The 16,756-nt window shown below is 62.4% G+C and carries 15 protein-coding genes and 1 tRNA gene; 10 read left to right on the top strand and 6 right to left on the bottom strand.

The window, feature by feature from the left end:
* Positions 1-137: 137 nt before the first annotated feature.
* The 4 genes from DT070_RS16325 (at position 138) to DT070_RS16310 (ending at position 2,155) form a co-directional block, all read left to right on the top strand.
* Positions 138-566: an NfeD family protein gene (locus DT070_RS16325; RefSeq protein ID WP_122956348.1), complete on the top strand. Its 429-nt coding sequence runs from the start codon at positions 138-140 to the stop codon at positions 564-566.
* Positions 567-655: 89 nt separating this feature from the next.
* Positions 656-1,567, top strand: a complete 912-nt coding sequence (locus tag DT070_RS16320; protein WP_122956347.1) for an SPFH domain-containing protein — start codon at positions 656-658, stop codon at positions 1,565-1,567.
* Positions 1,568-1,627: 60 nt separating this feature from the next.
* Positions 1,628-2,002 carry a DUF2237 family protein gene (locus DT070_RS16315; RefSeq protein ID WP_122956346.1) on the top strand — a complete coding sequence of 125 codons (375 nt, stop codon included), beginning with the start codon at positions 1,628-1,630 and terminating at the stop codon, positions 2,000-2,002.
* 63 nt (positions 2,003-2,065) lie between these two features.
* Positions 2,066-2,155, top strand: a tRNA-Ser gene (locus DT070_RS16310).
* A 210-nt stretch (positions 2,156-2,365) separates the two neighbouring features.
* On the opposite strand, the gene DT070_RS16305 is transcribed toward DT070_RS16310, so the two are convergent.
* The 4 genes from DT070_RS16305 to DT070_RS16290 all read right to left on the bottom strand — a co-directional run bounded on the left by DT070_RS16305 (position 2,366) and on the right by DT070_RS16290 (position 6,081).
* The gene (locus tag DT070_RS16305) at positions 2,366-3,496 is read right to left on the bottom strand and encodes a branched-chain amino acid ABC transporter substrate-binding protein (RefSeq protein ID WP_122956345.1); all 1,131 of its coding nucleotides are present in this window, start codon (positions 3,494-3,496) and stop codon (positions 2,366-2,368) included.
* 235 nt (positions 3,497-3,731) lie between these two features.
* Entirely contained in the window at positions 3,732-4,109 is a 378-nt protein-coding gene (locus DT070_RS16300) for a hypothetical protein (protein ID WP_122956344.1), read from the bottom strand.
* Positions 4,106-4,543: a DNA polymerase III subunit chi gene (locus tag DT070_RS16295; RefSeq protein ID WP_122956343.1), complete on the bottom strand. Its 438-nt coding sequence runs from the start codon at positions 4,541-4,543 to the stop codon at positions 4,106-4,108. Before DT070_RS16295 ends, DT070_RS16300 begins: the two co-directional genes overlap by 4 nt.
* Positions 4,540-6,081, bottom strand: a complete 1,542-nt coding sequence (locus tag DT070_RS16290) for a leucyl aminopeptidase (protein WP_122956342.1) — start codon at positions 6,079-6,081, stop codon at positions 4,540-4,542. The genes DT070_RS16295 and DT070_RS16290 overlap by 4 nt, the downstream gene beginning before the upstream one ends.
* A 104-nt stretch (positions 6,082-6,185) precedes the next feature.
* On the opposite strand from DT070_RS16290, the gene lptF reads away from it, so the two are divergent.
* The 6 genes from lptF to DT070_RS16260 all read left to right on the top strand — a co-directional run bounded on the left by lptF (position 6,186) and on the right by DT070_RS16260 (position 11,440).
* Positions 6,186-7,310 carry an LPS export ABC transporter permease LptF gene (lptF, locus tag DT070_RS16285; protein ID WP_122956341.1) on the top strand — a complete coding sequence of 375 codons (1,125 nt, stop codon included), beginning with the start codon at positions 6,186-6,188 and terminating at the stop codon, positions 7,308-7,310.
* Positions 7,307-8,449, top strand: a complete 1,143-nt coding sequence (gene lptG, locus DT070_RS16280) for an LPS export ABC transporter permease LptG (protein WP_122956340.1) — start codon at positions 7,307-7,309, stop codon at positions 8,447-8,449. The genes lptF and lptG overlap by 4 nt, the downstream gene beginning before the upstream one ends.
* A 3-nt stretch (positions 8,450-8,452) precedes the next feature.
* Positions 8,453-8,836, top strand: coding sequence for a sirohydrochlorin chelatase (locus DT070_RS16275; RefSeq protein ID WP_122956339.1), 384 nt, complete (start codon positions 8,453-8,455; stop codon positions 8,834-8,836).
* Between the two features lie 92 nt (positions 8,837-8,928).
* On the top strand, positions 8,929-9,873 hold the full coding sequence (locus DT070_RS16270) for a CysB family HTH-type transcriptional regulator (protein ID WP_122956338.1): 945 nt from the start codon (positions 8,929-8,931) through the stop codon (positions 9,871-9,873).
* A 112-nt stretch (positions 9,874-9,985) separates the two neighbouring features.
* On the top strand, positions 9,986-11,161 hold the full coding sequence (locus DT070_RS16265; RefSeq protein WP_122956337.1) for a pyridoxal phosphate-dependent aminotransferase: 1,176 nt from the start codon (positions 9,986-9,988) through the stop codon (positions 11,159-11,161).
* Between the two features lie 120 nt (positions 11,162-11,281).
* Positions 11,282-11,440 (top strand): DUF3309 family protein, encoded by a 159-nt coding sequence (locus DT070_RS16260; protein ID WP_007856361.1) that lies wholly within the window; start codon positions 11,282-11,284, stop codon positions 11,438-11,440.
* 72 nt (positions 11,441-11,512) lie between these two features.
* Here the strand turns inward: DT070_RS16260 and hrpA are convergent, their stop codons facing one another.
* Positions 11,513-15,415 (bottom strand): ATP-dependent RNA helicase HrpA, encoded by a 3,903-nt coding sequence (hrpA, locus tag DT070_RS16255; RefSeq protein ID WP_228778476.1) that lies wholly within the window; start codon positions 15,413-15,415, stop codon positions 11,513-11,515.
* A gap of 99 nt (positions 15,416-15,514) precedes the next feature.
* A complete protein-coding gene (locus DT070_RS16250) occupies positions 15,515-16,735 on the bottom strand; it encodes a GGDEF domain-containing protein (RefSeq protein ID WP_122956335.1) in 1,221 nt (406 codons plus the stop codon).
* Positions 16,736-16,756 lie beyond the last annotated feature (21 nt).

Below are 16,756 nucleotides of genomic sequence, written 5' to 3'. Positions count from 1 at the left end.
GCATAGACAGGTTGAGCCCGGGCGGTGAGAGGAAGCTTTTTCCAAGCAGCGAAGTGTAAGGACATATTGTTGCGCTACGCTTGTCTTGGGGTCTAATTGCCCCAAAATGTCGCGGATGACCGACAAAAGGAGGAAGCATGAGTGAATCGACTATCTGGTGGTTGCTGGCCGGTGTGGCCGTCGCGGTGGAGCTGGTGACCGGCACCTTTTACCTGCTGATGATCGCCGTGGGCCTGGTGGCAGGTGCCATCGCCGCCCACCTGGGCCTGCCGCTGGTTGCCCAGATCGTGGCGGCGGCGGTGGTTGGCGGCGGCGCAGTCGCAGCCTGGCACTGGCAGCGCGGCAAAAGCCCGGCCCCGCTGCCCGCCAACGCGAACCGCGATGTCAACCTGGACATCGGTGAGCCAGTGCAGGTGGCCCAATGGAACCCCGACGGCACGGCGACGGTGAAATTCCGTGGCGCCAACTGGACCGCGGTAGCGGCCGATCCGGCGGAACCGGGCAGCCCCGGCAGCTTCCGCATCAAGGAAATGCTGGGCAACCGGCTGGTCATCGAGAAGCTGTAGGCTTTGAGGGAAACCCGGCCTGTGCCCGAAAGCCAGGACCGGGACGCGTCAAAAAACGCATCAATAACGAATAACTGAACGGAGAAACCATGGAAATCGCACTCGTCATCCTGATCGTGGCTGGCATCTTTATCGTCCGCAGCATCAAGGTCGTGCCGCAGCAAAACGCCTGGGTGATCGAACGGCTGGGCAAATACCACGGCAGCCTCACGCCGGGGCTGAACTTCCTGGTGCCTTTTGTGGACCGTGTGGCCTACAAACACAGCCTGAAGGAAATCCCGCTGGATGTTCCCAGCCAGGTTTGCATCACACGCGACAACACGCAGTTGCAGGTCGACGGCATTCTCTACTTCCAGGTGACCGACCCGATGCGCGCCAGCTACGGCTCGTCCAACTACATCGTCGCCGTCACGCAGCTGGCCCAAACCTCGCTGCGTTCGGTGATCGGCAAACTGGAGCTCGACAAGACCTTTGAAGAGCGCGACATCATCAATGCGCAAGTGGTTGCCGCCATCGACGAAGCCGCGCTGAACTGGGGCGTGAAGGTCCTGCGTTATGAAATCAAGGATTTGACGCCGCCCAAGGAAATCCTGCATGCCATGCAGTCGCAGATCACGGCTGAGCGCGAAAAGCGCGCGCTGATCGCCGCCTCCGAAGGCCGCCGGCAAGAGCAGATCAATATCGCCACCGGCGAACGCGAAGCCTTTATCGCCCGCTCGGAAGGCGAAAAACTGGCAGCCATCAACAACGCCCAGGGTGAAGCCGCCGCCATCATGGCCGTTGCCGACGCCAACGCCAAGGCCATCGAGATGGTGGCCGCAGCGATCCGCCAGCCCGGCGGCGAGCAGGCCGTGCAGCTGAAGGTGGCTGAACAGGCTGTCGACGCCTATTCCAAGGTGGCCAAGGATGCCAAAACCACGCTGGTGGTGCCTAGCAATATGACCGAGGTCACCGCCCTCATCAGCTCGGCCATGAAAATGGTGCAGGCCAACAAGGCCTAAAACCGGAACCTGAAGCCGCGCTTTTCACTCGAACCCCATCTTCTTTTCACAGACGACGCCATGGAAGCCAAGAATGTTCTGGGTACGGACCTCGTGCCCTGCTCCTACGACCCGCTTACCGGTTATTTCCGTGACGGGTGCTGCAACACGGACGCCTCGGACCTGGGCTCACACCTGGTGTGCGTTCGGGTCACCAGCGAGTTTTTGGTGTTTTCCGCCGCCCGCGGCAACGACCTTTCCACGCCGCGGCCCGAGCATCGCTTTGCCGGGCTGAAGGCGGGCGACCGTTGGTGCCTTTGCGCCAACCGCTGGCGGGAGGCGCTGGAAGCCGGCTTTGCACCACCCGTTATCCTGGAGTCGACCCACAGCAAGGCGCTGGAGTTTGTTACCCTCGCGCAACTGGAGAAGCACCGGTTCCAGGGCGCGGTGCACTAGGTTCACGTATTTGGACTGATTGGCGCCATACACCTGCAGCACTGCTATAATCAAAGGCTTCGCGGAAGGGTGGATGAGCGGTTTAAGTCACACGCCTGGAAAGCGTGCGTAGGGTTAAACCTACCGCGGGTTCGAATCCCGCCTCTTCCGCCAAAATGTCTAGTTGCCGTGAGGTTCCACACGGCAGCAAAAACACCTGAAAGCCCAGCCAGTCTGGGCTTTTTTGTGCCCGCTTCGCTTTCCAGCCCGACACGTGCGGCGCCACCTCCTAATTCCCGGCTCCCTTCCTGCGCCCTCTTCCTTTGGCAGGGAGCAGGCAAAAAAAAGCCACCTTGCGGTGGCTTTTTTACCGGCAGTGAACGATTAGTTCAGAGCAGATTTCTTGCCGTCCTTGTAGACGTACAGGGTGATGGCGGGGTTCTTCAGTTCGCCATTGGGTTCAAAAGCGATCGTGGTGGTCACGCCCTTGAAGTTGGACTTGATCAGCTCAGGCGTGTAGACCTTTGGATCCCACGAACCGGCACGCTTCATGGCGTCGACCAGAACGAAAGTCGCGTCATAGGTGTACGGGCTGTAAACCTGGAACTGGTTCGGGTACTTGGCGTCGTAACGCTTTTTCCATGCTTCGCCGCCTGGCATTTTGGCCAGCGATGCGCCGCCTTCAGCGCAAACCACGTTGCCGATGGTCTTGGCGCCTGCGGTCAGCTTGGCCAGCTCTGCGGTGCAGATGCCGTCGCCGCCGAAGTACTTGACGTTGCCCATGCCGAGTTGTTCCATCTGGCGCAGCATTGGGCCGCCTTGTGGGTCCATGCCGCCGTAGAAGATGGCATCAGGGGCTTTGGCCTTGATAGCCGTCAGAATGGCCATGAAGTCGGTTGCCTTGTCGGTGGTGAACTGTTCGTCAACCACGGTCATGCCTTTTGCCAGGGCCGTTTTCTTGAACACTTCAGCAACGCCTTGGCCGTAAGCGGTACGGTCATCAATGATGGCGACTTTCTTCAGCTTCAGCGTGTCGGCAGCATAGAAAGCCAGGCCAGCGCCCAGGGCGTTGTCGTTGGCGATGATGCGGTAGGTGGTCTTGTAGCCGGGCTTGGTCAGGTTGGGGTTGGTTGCAGCGCCCGTGACGTGAGGAATGCCGCAGTCGTTGTACACCTTGGATGCAGGAATGGTGGTTCCGGAATTCAGGTGGCCGACCACGCCGGCAACTTTGGAGTCGCACAGTTTTTGTGCGGCTGCGGTGCCCTGTTTTGGATCAGCAGCATCATCTTCAGCAACAATTTCAAACTTGACCTTTTTGCCGCCGATGACCACGTTTTGCGCGTTCAGGTCTTCGATGGCCATGCGCACGCCGTTTTCATTGTCTTTGCCGTAGTGGGCTTGTGAGCCGGACAGCGGCGCCACGTGACCGATTTTGACCACTGCGTCTTGGGCAGAGGCAAAACCCGCTACCGCAGCGAGAGCAGCCACTACTGTCAGTTTTAATTTCATTTGCATAAAAACACTCCGATTAGGAAATTACCGTTAAAGGTTGAGAACAATTTTTTTACTCAACGGGGCCGAACATAACGCAATTTCCGGGCCCGCACCATAGCAACGTCCCTAGGTTAAATTCTGATAAGGGGGTTTACCCGGGGAGCAGATTGCCTTATGTGAACTTGTGTTTTCACGGCTTTCCGCACGCGTAAAACAGGCTGACGAACAGTCGCCTTTGCGACCTTGAAACGCTCGGTCACGAAGGCCTGTTTGGCGCTGCCGCTTCGGAGTCAAAAGCCTGGCTGACGGACTGGCGCACGACCACTTCAATTTCTTCGCGAAGACGCGGCGCCAGGTTTTGCGTGTGCTCCAGAATCAGCTGCCCGACCACCTCCCGCAAGCGCCGCTCCAGGACCAGGTCCACCCGCTGCAGTACACGCTGCACCATCTGTTCCTGCACATCCGCTGAGGGCGCCAGGGAGGACGCTGCCGGCGACGGCGCGGCAGCCAGCGGAGGCTCGCTTGCGGTCATCGGGGCCGGCGGCGCCACGGCCGATGCGGCCGGCGCTGGCATCGGCCGGATGACTTCCGTCAGCGTGGGAACAAACCGGGGCGGCGTGGGCGGGCGGCTCATGCACCCTCCCCGGCCGTTGCAAGGTCATGCCGCTTCATCGCGTAGCCCCTGTCGGTGTAATGCTTCCATCGGCTGCGCGCAGCCAGGCGGTCGTCGTCCGTTCGTGCAACCACCTCGATAAAGCGTTCGAAGCGCTCAAATTCAGCAGGAATCTCCTGCCCCAGATTGACCAGCACGCCGTGATGGGGAGACATGCCTGGCGATTCGGCGAGCACCACGGGCGTCGCAGCCAGCGTGCTGTCGCCGGCATCTGCCCGGCAATGCGGCACAAATTCGGCGGCCGAGAAACTCCACATCAGCTGGTCCAGTTCGGCCAGCACCGCCGGTTCCGCAGTGACCACCACGCTGGCGCCACTGAGGTAGGCCTTGCGAAGCAGCCGGCAGCCGTACGCCAGCTTGTCGGGCACGTTGAAGTGAAAGGCGATTTCTGTCATGCCCGGGTTCTTGGTGCTGGCCTGGCTTTGGCTGACGCCTTCGCCGACGGCCTGGACGGTTTGGCCGAAGGCTTGGCCTTTTCAGCGGAAACCTGGCCGAGCAGGTAGTCCAGAAGCAGGGGCACGGGCCGTCCCGTGGCGCCTTTGGCGGCGCCGCTCTTCCAGGCCGTACCGGCAATGTCCAGGTGTGCCCACGGGAAACTGGCCGAAAATCGCTGCAGGAACTTGGCCGCCGTGATGGCGCCGCCGGCCCGGCCCGCCACATTGGCAACGTCGGCGAAATTGGTTTTGAGTCCCTCTGCGTAGTCGTCGTCCAGCGGCATCCTCCAGCACAGGTCCATGGACGATTCGCCCGCCTCCGACAGCGCGGCAGCCAGCGCATCGTCGCTGGAAAACATGCCGCTGCGCACCCCGCCCAGCGCAATCACGCAGGCGCCGGTCAGCGTGGCGATATCGACCACCGCCCTGGGCTTGAAACGCTCGGCGTAAGTGAGTGCGTCGCACAGCACGAGGCGGCCTTCGGCATCGGTGTTGAGGATTTCAATGGTCTGCCCGCTCATGCTGGTGACCACATCGCCAGGCTTGATGGCGCGGCCACCCGGCATGTTCTCGCAGGCCGGGATCAGGCCCACTACATTCAGCGCCGGCTGGAGCTCGGCCAGAGCCCGGAAGGTGCCCAGCACGCTCGCGGCGCCGCACATGTCGAACTTCATCTCGTCCATTTCCGCCGCGGGCTTGATGGAAATGCCCCCGGTATCGAAGGTGATGCCCTTGCCGACCAGCACCACAGGCGCCGCATCCCTGGCAGCGCCCGCATAACGCAGCACGATGAAGCGCAAGGGCTCGGCCGTGCCCTGGGCGACGGCCATGAAAGAGCCCATGCCCAGCTTGGCCACTTCTTTGGGGCCCAGTATGTCGACCTTGATATTGCGCAGCTTGCCCAGCTCTTTGGCCGCGCCGGCCAGCAAGGTTGGCGTGGCGTGATTGGCCGGGCGATTGGCCCACTCCTTGGCAAACTCCACACCCTTGACCAGCGCCGCGCCCTTGTCGAAGCCGGCCCTGGTTGTTTTGGCGGTCGCGGCGTCCTGCACAGCAACGACCACATGCCGCAGCCTTGCGGGGGTGGCTTTGGACTTGGTGGTGGTGTAGGTATAGCTTGCGTCGCTGCACGCCGTCACGGCAGCGCGAACGGCTTCAGCCTGCACGCCATCCAGCGTGCTGAAGCACAGGGTCAGGCGCTGCGCGTTGCTGGACTTCAGTGCGCCCAGGGCTGCGCTGACTGCAGAACGGACATTTTTGGGGCTGGCATCGCCCACGCCTGCCAGCACCACACGCGTGGCCGCAATGCCGGTCGTGCGATAGGCACTCAGGAGCTTGCCTGGCTTGGCTTCAAAGTCCCCCGACTTGATCGCCAGCGCGGCGAGCACCGACAAAGCGTCGGCGCCGGAGGCCATGTCCTGGGGAACGAGCACGACCAGTGCGTCGGTTTTTTCGCTGCAAATACGCGCGCGGGTCAGTGTTTTGAGTTCAAAGTCCATAATTCAGGGGTTTGGTAAATAAACCGGGCAATACACCGGGCAGAACAAAAATAAGACAAAAATCAAACCGAAATAGAACACAGGCAAAAGCAGACAGTCAGTCAATGTTATTCCAATCTTCGATTCGCAAAGAGCTGGCGCGCAGTTTCGGGGCCACCCTGGTGGTGCTGGTCACCATCGTCATGACCATCGTTTTGATCCGAACGCTGGGCCAGGCTTCGCGCGGCTTCATCAATCCGCAGGACGTGATGCTCTTCATGGCCTACTCCGCGCTGGGCCGGCTGCCGACCATCCTGACGCTGTCGCTTTTCATCGCCATGGTCAGCACCCTGTCGCGCATGTACCGCGACAGCGAAATGGTGGTGTGGTTCACCGCCGGCCAGGGGTTGGCGGGGTTTTTAAGGCCGCTCTTCCGTTTTGCCTGGCCGGTATTGCTGGTCATCACCCTGATGGCGCTTTTTGTCTGGCCCTGGACCAACCAGCAGACCAAAGACATGCAAAGCCGCTACGAGCAGCGCGGCGACCTTGACCGCATCGCGCCGGGCCAGTTCCAGGAGTCTTCCAGCGGCAACCGGGTGTTTTTTATCGACCGGAACCTGGCGGGCGAGCGGGCCAGCAACAACGTCTTCATTGCCTCCACCGAAAAGGGCAAAAGCTCCATCACCACCGCACGCTCCGGCCGCATCGACGCCCTCGGCGACGCCCAGTTCCTGATGCTTGAAAACGGCCAGCGCCTTGAAAGCGTCATCGGGCAGCCGGGCCTGAAGATCAGCGACTTTGAAGAGTACGGCACCAAGACCGGCGACTCCAACCCGCTGATCGAAAACGCCCCCGAGTCCAAACTGCTGTCCACGCGCGACCTGATCAAGGCCCCCACGCGCGGCAACCTCAGCGAGCTCGCCTGGCGCGTGGGCCTGGCGCTGGCTTCGATCAATTTTGTGATCCTGGCGGTGGCGCTGGCCAGCGTCAACCCGCGGGGCGGGCGCAGCGGCAACATGATTTTTGTGCTGCTGACCTTCGTGGTTTACAACAACCTCGTCAACCTCGGCCAGAGCTGGATCTTTGTCGGCCTGATCAGCTTCAGCAACTTCCTGCTGCTGCTTCACGGCGGCGTCCTCGTGCTTGGACTGGCCTGGCTGTCCAAGCGGCAGTTCAACTGGGTTTTGCGGCCCGCCCGCCGGCTCAACAGGTCGCCCCTGGCCGTTCGCGGCAGCGAAAGCCACCCATGAAAACCATACGCCGCCTCATCTACGGTGAAATCCTGGCCGCCATCGCCCTGGTGGCCCTGGGTTTCCTGGCGCTGTTCTTCTTTTTTGACCTGGTCGACGAGCTCCAGTACCTCGGCAAAAGCACCGGCATCAATGCCGCAGACATCTACCAGATACGCCATGCGCTTTTGTACGTCGGGCTCCTGATTCCCAATCACCTCTATGAACTCCTGCCGATCTCGGTGCTGATCGGCACGATCTTCGTGATGGCCCGGCTGGCCCAAAGCTCCGAATACACGATTTTGCGAACCAGCGGCCTGGGTCCCTGGCGCGCGCTGAAACTGCTGCTGGCGCTGGGTGCGCTGTTTGTGGTGTTCAGCTTCGCGATCGGCGACTACGTTGCGCCAGCCAGCGAACGGGCGGCGCAGTTGCTCAAGGCGCGCTACCAGAACAAGATCACCATCGGCCAGACCGGCGCCTGGCTCAAGGAAAAACAGGCCTACAACACCTATGTCGTCAACGTCAAAACGCTGTCGCCCGACAACGAAATGCAGGGCGTGCAGGTTTTTGAATTCAACAACAAGGGGCTGGTGGTCTCGACCACCCAGGCGCCGCTGGCCACTTTTGCCACAGGCGATGCCTGGGTGCTTCACAAGGCGGTCCGCGCCGAGTTTGAGGTTTCCGCCGGCATCACCGGCACCGGCAAGCCGCAAGACGCCGCCAGGGTCAACCGCGCGACGCTTGAAACCTTCCGATGGCCCACCGAAATCAGCGCAGAGATGGTCTCGGTGGCCCTGCTCAAGCCGGAGCGCATGGGCACCATCGACCTCTTTAATTATGTTCGCCACCTCGACGCCAACGGCCAGACCGCCCAGCGCTATGAGATCGAGTTCTGGAAAAAGGTCTTTTACCCCCTCAGTTGCCTGGTGATGGTGATATTGGCCCTGCCTTTTGCTTACCTGCATTTCCGCTCAGGCGGCATCGCGGGCTACGTTTTTGCCGGCGTCATGATCGGCATCAGCTTTTTCCTGCTGAACAACGTGTTTGGCTACATCGGCAACCTGCGCAACTGGCAACCCTGGCTGGCAGCGGCCACGCCGGGCCTGCTTTACATGGCCGTGTCGCTGGGCGCCTTCGGCTGGCTGGTGTTGAGGCGCTAACGGATGCCTGCAGCACCCGCTATAGCCGCCACCCGCGGCATCATCCTGCTGGCCCATGGCTCGCGCGACCCGCAATGGCGCGCGCCCATCGAAGCCGTTGCGGCGCTAATCCGCACCACCGCACCCGACACGCCTGTGCTGTGCGCCTACGTGGAGCTTTGCGCCCCCTCCCTGTCTGAAGCTGCTATAAATTTGATAGCTGAAGGTGCAAGCTCCATAAGGGTCTTCCCGCTTTTTTTTGGGGTTGGCAAACACGCGCGTGAAGACCTGCCCCGGCTGGTGAATGAGATTCGCGCAAACCATCCAGGCGTCGACGTGGAGCTCTTGCCGACTGCCGGCGAGTACCACGAACTGACCGCCCTGATGGCCGGTATCGCACTGGCTTGAAGGCCGGTTGGCGCGGCTAAAGGCCACGCAGCCACCACGCCTCCTTAGGGCAAAACAGGCATAATGAAGTGAATAATTAGCCTGAATTTGATATGAACCTCCACCAATTCCGATTCGTCCAGGAGGCCATCCGGCGCAACCTGAACCTCACCGAGACGGCCAAGGCGTTGCACACGTCGCAGCCCGGGGTGTCCAAAGCCATCATCGAACTGGAAGAGGAACTGGGCGTGGAAATCTTTGCCCGGCACGGCAAGCGCCTCAAACGCGTGACCGAACCCGGCGAGCATGTCCTCAAAAGCATTGAATTGATCATGCGCGAGGTCGGCAACCTGCGCCGCATCGGCGAGCAGTTCTCGGCGCAGGACAGCGGCACGCTGTCGATCGCCACCACCCACACCCAGGCCCGCTATGTGCTGCCGCAACCGGTGGCCAAGCTGCGTGAAGCCTTCCCCAAAGTCAATGTCAGCCTGCACCAGGGCTCGCCCGACCAGGTGGCGCGCATGGTGCTCGACGAAGTGGCCGAAATCGGCATCGCGACCGAGTCGCTGACCCAATATGAAGACCTGGTCACCCTGCCCTGCTATGAATGGCAGCACATGCTTGTCATCCCCGTCGACCACCCGCTGGCCAAAAAAGAAAACATCACGCTCGAAGACCTGGCCGACGAGCCCTTGATCACCTACCACCCGTCGTTCACCGGCCGCACCAAGATCGACCTGGCCTTCGCCGCCAAGCGCCTGCAGCCGCGTATCGCACTGGAGGCCATCGACTCCGACGTGATCAAGACTTATGTCCGCCTGGGCCTGGGCGTGGGCATCGTGGCCGAAATGGCCATCAAGGAAGACGGCACCAACAGCGACCTGGTCGCCATCCCGGCAGGCCCGCTGTTCGGCATCAATGTGGCGCGTGTCGCCTTCAAGCGCAGCGCCTACCTGCGCAACTTTGTGTATAAATTCGCCGAGCTTCTCAGCGACAAGCTGGACCGTGCGCTCATTACCAAGGCCATGGCCGGCCGCGTCAACGATTATGAGGTTTGACTCCCCCCATAGCGGGCTTTGCCCGCCTCCCCCTCAAGGGGGCGCCGCTAGCGGCCCGGCTAAGCCGGTTCCGCGGCGGCCACTTGAATAAAAAACACTCATTGCTTCAATCATGACAACCATCCTCGAACGCACCCCCAAGCTGACCACCAAGCTCCCCGCCGTTGGCACCACGATCTTCACCGTGATGTCCACCCTGGCCGCCGAAAAAGGCGCCGTCAACCTGGGCCAGGGCTTTCCTGATTTTGAATGTGACCCGCAATTGGTCAATGCCGTCACGGACGCCATGACGAAGGGCCTGAACCAGTACCCGCCCATGACGGGCGTACCGGTGCTGCGCGAGGCGATTTCCGCCAAGGTGGCCAAACTGTACGGCCACCGCTACGACGCCAACACCGAGATCACCATCACGGCCGGGGCCACACAGGCCATCATCACCGCCATCCTGGCGGTGGTCCATCCCGGCGATGAAGTCATCGTGCTCGAGCCCTGCTACGACAGCTATGTGCCCAACATCGAGCTGGCCGGCGGCGTTGTCGTGCGTGTCCCGCTCACGCCCGGCACCTTCCGCCCCGACTTCGGCAAGATCGCCGCGGCCATCACGCCGCGCACGCGCGCGATCATCGTCAACTCGCCCCACAACCCGAGCGCCACGGTATGGACGGAGGCCGACATGCTCGCCCTGCAGGACCTGCTGGCGCCCACCGACGTGCTGCTGATCAGCGACGAGGTCTACGAGCACATGGTGTTCGACGCCGCCCAGGGCCGCATCCACCAGAGCGCGGCCCGCTTTCCTGGCCTGGCGGCGCGCAGCTTTATCGTCAGCAGCTTCGGCAAGACCTACCACGTGACCGGCTGGAAGGTCGGCTATGTGGCCGCGCCCGCTGCGCTGACGGCCGAATTCCGCAAGGTGCACCAGTTCAATGTTTTCACCGTCAATACGCCCGTGCAGTACGGCCTGGCGAGCTACATGGCCGATGAGCAGCCCTATCTGGGCCTGCCGGCCTTCTACCAGCGCAAGCGCGACCTGTTCCGCGAAGGCCTGGCCAAAACCCGCTTCAAGCTGCTGCCGAGCGAAGGCAGCTATTTCCAGTGCGTGGATATCTCTGAGGTGAGCGACCTGGGCGAAGCCGAATTCTGCAAATGGCTGACCACCGAGATCGGTGTGGCCGCCATTCCGCTGTCGGCCTTCTACGGCAACGGCTTTGACCAGCGCGTGGTGCGTTTCTGTTTTGCCAAGAAAGACGAGACGCTGAACACGGCACTGCAGCGCCTGGCGAAGCTGTAACCCTGTGGTCTGTAGGCGCAGGCTGTCAGTGCCTGCCGACGGTTGGACACGCCCTCCTCCTGCTTGATTCCGCCCGGCGCCGGGCAAGAATCGAGGCACACATAACAAGGAGTGCTTTCAATGTCCCTCTCGCTCATTCTGCTGATTGTTCTTATCCTGATCCTGGTTGGCGCACTGCCAACCTGGGGCCACAGCCGCAGCTGGGGTTACGGGCCCAGTGGTGGCATCGGCCTCGTGGTGCTGATCCTGGTGATCCTGCTGCTGATGGGACGCATCTAGTCTTACCGCATGCTTCACAAAAAATGGCCTTGCATTGCAAGGCCATTTTTTTGTCTGCATCCGAAGTCCGGCTTAGCTATTCAGTTGCTGCCAGACCTTCTCAAGCCTTTTGATACTGACCGGCTGCGGCGTGCGCAACTCCTGCGCGAAAAAACTCACCCGCAGCTCTTCCAGCAGCCACCTGAATTCCTGCATGCGGGCGTCGACTGCCCCTTTGCGCTCGGCCACCAGGCGCCAGTAGCGCTGCTCTTGCGGCCGCAACTCGACCAGACGGCTGGCGTCGCGTGCCGGGTCGGCGCGCCATTTCTCAAGGCGCAGCGTGATGGCCTTGAGGTAGCGCGCAAAGTGCTGCAGCTGGCCGTAAGGCGTGGCGGTTAAAAACCGTTTGGGCACCAGGCGCTGCAGTTGCTGGGCGGCATCGGCTGCGGCTTCGGCGGCGTTTTTACTGTCCTTGATCTTGCGCTGGGCCACGGCAAACTCCACCAGGATACCGGCGGCCAGCCTGGCCACTTCGCTGGCGATCAATGTCAGGCGTCCGCGGCCGTCGTCGATGCGTTTTTTGAACTCACCCTCGTTCGTCGGCAACGGCTCCTGCAGGAAAGCGCGGTCCAGCGCGACTTCAATGATCTGTTCGCGCAGCTCTTCGAGCGTGCCGCCGCCGGAGTTGTCGGCGGCGCGGCCCACCAGCATGTAGCTGGTCGCCATTTTCTGCAGGTCGGGCAGGTTCTTTTCCAGGTACTTCAGCGCGTCCTTGATCTGCAGCGAAAACAGCCTGCGCAGGCCGGCGCGGTGTTTGGCGGCAGCAGCTTCCGGCTCATCAAACACCTCAATCGTCACCGCGTCGCCCAGGTCGATCAGCGCCGGAAACCCGATCAGCGTCTGGGCGCCCTTCCTGATCTCCATCAGCTCCGGCAGCTCGCCAAAGCTCCAGCCGGTGTAGCGCTCCGGCGCCCTGGGCGCTATCTTTTCAATAGCAGATTGTCCATGCCCCGATTGGGCTGGAGGCCGATTTGATGCTGAATCTTTGGAAGAGCCCTGACCGGCGAATTTCTCCGGCTCGACAGCCTTCGCCAGGTTCTTGAGCCCTGCCAGTGCCTGGAAAGCGCCACGCGCCTGAGACCCCAACTCGCCCTTGAGCGCCCCCAGATTGCGCCCGGCGCCCAGTTGCCGGCCGTGCTCGTCCACCACCCGAAAGTTCATGAACAGGTGGGCCGGCAACATGTCCAGCTTCATGTCGTTGCGTTTGATGTCCAGCGAGGTGGCGTCCCTCACCAGCTTGAGCACCGCGTCCGTCAGCGACCCGGCGCCGAAGATTTCAGGCTGAAGCAGCTGCTCCGTCATGCGTGCGGCCGTGTCCGGCAGCGGCACCAGGCGTGAGCGCGGGCGCTGGTGCAGCGTCTTGATCAGCGCCTGGACCTTGTCCTTGAGCATGCCGGGCACCAGCCACTCGCAGCGTTCCTCGTTCACCTGGTTGAGTGCAAACAGCGGCACATCGACCGTCACGCCGTCCCGCGCATCGCCGGGCTCGTGCAGGTAGGTGACGGTGCAATCCACGCCGCCCATGCGCAGGGTTTTGGGGAAAGACTGCGTGGTGATGCCGGCCGCCTCGTGGCGCATCAGCTCCTCGCGGGTCAGCAGCAAAAGCCTGGGTTGCTTTTTCGACTCTTCCTTGTACCAGTGCTCGCAGCTCGCACCACTGTGCACATCGGCAGGCAACTGCTGGTCGTAGAAGGCGTAGATCAGCTCTTCATCCACCAGCACGTCCTGGCGCCTGGCCTTGTGCTCCAGGTCCTGCACCTGCTGGATCAGCTTCAGGTTAGCCGCCAGGAAGGGCAGTTTGGTGTCCCAGTTGCCGGCCACCAGCGCCTCGCGGATGAAAATCTCGCGCGCCGTGATGGGGTCGACACGGCCGAAATTGACGCGCCGGCCGTTGTAGACCACCAGGCCGTACAGCGTGGCGCGCTCCAGCGCCGTCACCTGCGCGGCTTTTTTCTCCCAGTGCGGGTCCAGCAGCTGTTTGCTGAGCAAATGCCCGGCGACCTGCTCTATCCAGGCCGGGTCGATGTTGGCAATGCCGCGGCCGAAGAGGCGCGTGGTTTCCACCAGCTCGGCCACGACGATCCAGCGGCCCGGCTTCTTGCTCAGGCGTGCGCCGGGATGGCGGTAAAACTTGATGCCGCGTGCGCCCAGGTACCAGTCTTCTTCGTCGCTCTTGCAGCCGATGTTGCCGAGCAAACCGCACAGCATCGACAGATGCAGCTGTTCATAGCTGGCCGGCTTGTCATTCAAGACCCACTTCTGTTCGCCCACCACCGTGTGGAGCTGGGAATGAATGTCGCGCCATTCACGGACGCGGCGGATGTTGACGTAGTTCTCGCGCAGCAGGTTCTCGTACTGGCGATTGGAGAGTTTATGGTCGGTGCCGTGGCCACCACGCGCGTCGCCCAGCCATTTCCACAGCTTGAGGTAGCCGCTGAACTCGCTTTTCTCGTCGTCGAACTTGGCGTGCTGCTGGTCGGCCTGGGCCTGCTTGTCCATGGGCCGGTCGCGCACATCCTGCACGCTGAGCGCGCTGGCAATCACCAGCACCTCGTCGAGCGCATTGCGGTCTTTGGCTTCCAGGATCATGCGGCCCACGCGCGGATCCAGCGGCAGCTTGGCCAGCGTGCGGCCCACGGCCGTGAGCTCGTTGTCGGCATCGACGGCGCCCAGTTCGGCCAGCAACTGGTAGCCGTCGGCAATGGCACGGCGCTGCGGCGGCTCGATGAAGGCAAATTCCTCGACGTTGCCGAGGTGCAGCGCCTTCATGCGCAAGATCACCGAAGCCAGCGAGCTGCGCAAAATTTCAGGGTCGGTGAAAGGCTGACGACCCTGAAAGTCTTTCTCGTCGTAGAGGCGTATGCAGATGCCGTCGGCCACGCGGCCGCAGCGGCCCGCACGCTGGTTGGCGGCGGCCTGCGACACCGGCTCGACCATCAGCTGCTCGACCTTGTTGCGAAAGCTGTAGCGTTTGACGCGCGCGGTGCCCGCATCGACCACATAGCGGATGCCAGGCACGGTCAGCGAGGTCTCGGCCACGTTGGTGGCCAGCACGATGCGCCGGCCGCTGTGGCCGTCAAAAATGCGGTCCTGCTCGGCCTGGCTGAGGCGCGCAAACAGCGGCAGCACCTCGGCGTTGCGCGTCAGCGGCTGGTGCGCCAGGTGTTTGCGCAAATGGTCTGCCGCCTCGCGGATCTCGCGCTCGCCGGGCAAAAATACCAGGATGTCGCCCGCGCTGTGCGGGCTCAGCCAGAGCTCGTCGACCGCATCGGCAATCGCGTCGTTCAGGTCATGCTCGCGCGACTCTTCAAAGGGACGGTAGCGCTGCTCCACTGGGAACATGCGACCCGACACCATGATCACGGGGGCAGGCCCTTTGGCCGAAGCAAAGTAATCCGCAAACCGCTGCGCATCAATCGTCGCCGAGGTGATGACCACTTTCAGGTCGGGCCGGCGCGGCAGCAGCTGGCGCAGGTAGCCCAGCAAAAAGTCGATGTTCAGGCTGCGCTCATGGGCCTCGTCAATGATGATGGTGTCATAGGCCTTGAGCAGCGGGTCGGTCTGCGTCTCGGCCAGCAGGATACCGTCGGTCATCAGCTTGACGGAGGCGTCGCGCGAGAGCCGGTCCTGGAAACGCACCTTGTAGCCGACCACGTCACCCAGCGGTGTTTTCAGCTCTTCGGCAATGCGTTTGGCCACGCTCGATGCTGCAATCCGGCGCGGCTGGGTGTGGCCGATGAGGCGGCCCTGCCCCGCCGGGTAATTGAGCTTGCCGCGCCCCATGGCCAGCGCGATCTTGGGCAACTGCGTGGTTTTGCCCGAGCCGGTTTCGCCGCAGACGATGATGACCTGGTGGGCCGTCATCGCGGCGGTGATTTCGTCGCGCTTGCCCGATACGGGCAGCGATTCGGGGAATGTGATGGTCAGGGGGGACAAAGCAGGCGGCAAAGCAAGAGCGGAGAAAAAAGGGTGGGGACGCCGGAGCGGCCAAAGCCGTCAATTATCGGCGGTTCCCGCGCAGGCCTTCGCGCCTGCTCAGTCCGTCAGCACGGGCATGTCGACAATTTCCCCGCTGGTCTCGTCAAACCAGGCAATCCGGCTGGGGTAACCCAGCGCTGCCCGTGACATGCTGCGCCCTATACCCGCCGCTGAATCGGCACGGGCGTCTGTTTTGGACACCCTCAGCACGCCCACGCCGGTTTCCGCCCCCCATCGTGTCTGATGGTTCGCCGCGGTGCCCGGGTCCAGGGTCGTGTTGAGCACCACTGAACGGGACAAAGTCTCCTGAACCCGGCGTGCCAGGTGAACCAGGTCGCCGCTGTCATGGCAATTGCGCATCAGCAGCAAAAACCCGTCCTCACCGAGGCGGCCCATCTCGACATGGGCCGGGACAGCTCGCCGCAGCCGTCCGGCGCACACAAACAGCGCATGGTTGACGGCCGCCAGGCCATAGAGTTTTTCCAGCACATACAGATTGGCGATCGTCACCACGATCACCCCCAGCGGCACGGGTTGGTCCCTGTAGTGGCTGAAAGCCGCACTCACCATGTTGTTGGTCTCGCTGTTGGAGCGCATGCGGGTGACCGGGTCATAGGCGGGGCCGTGTGCCATCACGCGGTTCAGCTCGATCAGATAGGAGTAGCGCGTCCACAGCACCGAGGCCATGGTGGCCAGGTAGGCAGTGCCGGCCAGCGCGGTGACGGCATGCGCCTGCCATGGCACATGGGCACGGTCCAGCGCCATCCAGCCAAGACCCGCAATGGCCACCAGCATGAACAGCACGCCCGAAACGGCCACCCAGGCCAGCCGATCCCCGCGCCGCGCGTTGCGCAGGCTGAATGCCAGCGCCACCAGGCCCAGCAACATGGCCCCAGCCAGGCTCAGCAAGAGGGCCTGCTGCGGGCTGAACGCCCAGCCCGCGGCAATGACCGAAAGCGCCAGCGCCGCCAGCAACACCAGCGCCCTGCGCTGCGCCTTCGGGCTGCGCAGAAGGCCCAGGATGGAAAACAGCAGGTAAGCCAGCAGCACCGACACCAGGCTGGCCACATGCGCCAGGAAGCGGTCCAGGGTGGCACCGTCGCTGATCGGCAGGCCGCCCAGAAAAGCCACCACAAAAAATGTCGAGGCCACGGCCGAAGCAGCCGCGTTGACCGCAATGCGGCGCAGGGAGCGGATATAGGCAAACACCGAGCCGGCCAGCATCAGCCCGGCCGCCCCGAAATAGCAGCCCCAAAAGCCGATCGCGTATTTGTCCATAGCCGTCAACCATAACCTGCC

The organism is Polaromonas sp. SP1 (assembly GCF_003711205.1).
Taxonomy (GTDB): domain Bacteria; phylum Pseudomonadota; class Gammaproteobacteria; order Burkholderiales; family Burkholderiaceae_C; genus Polaromonas.
This window is presented reverse-complemented; position numbering and strand designations above follow the sequence as displayed.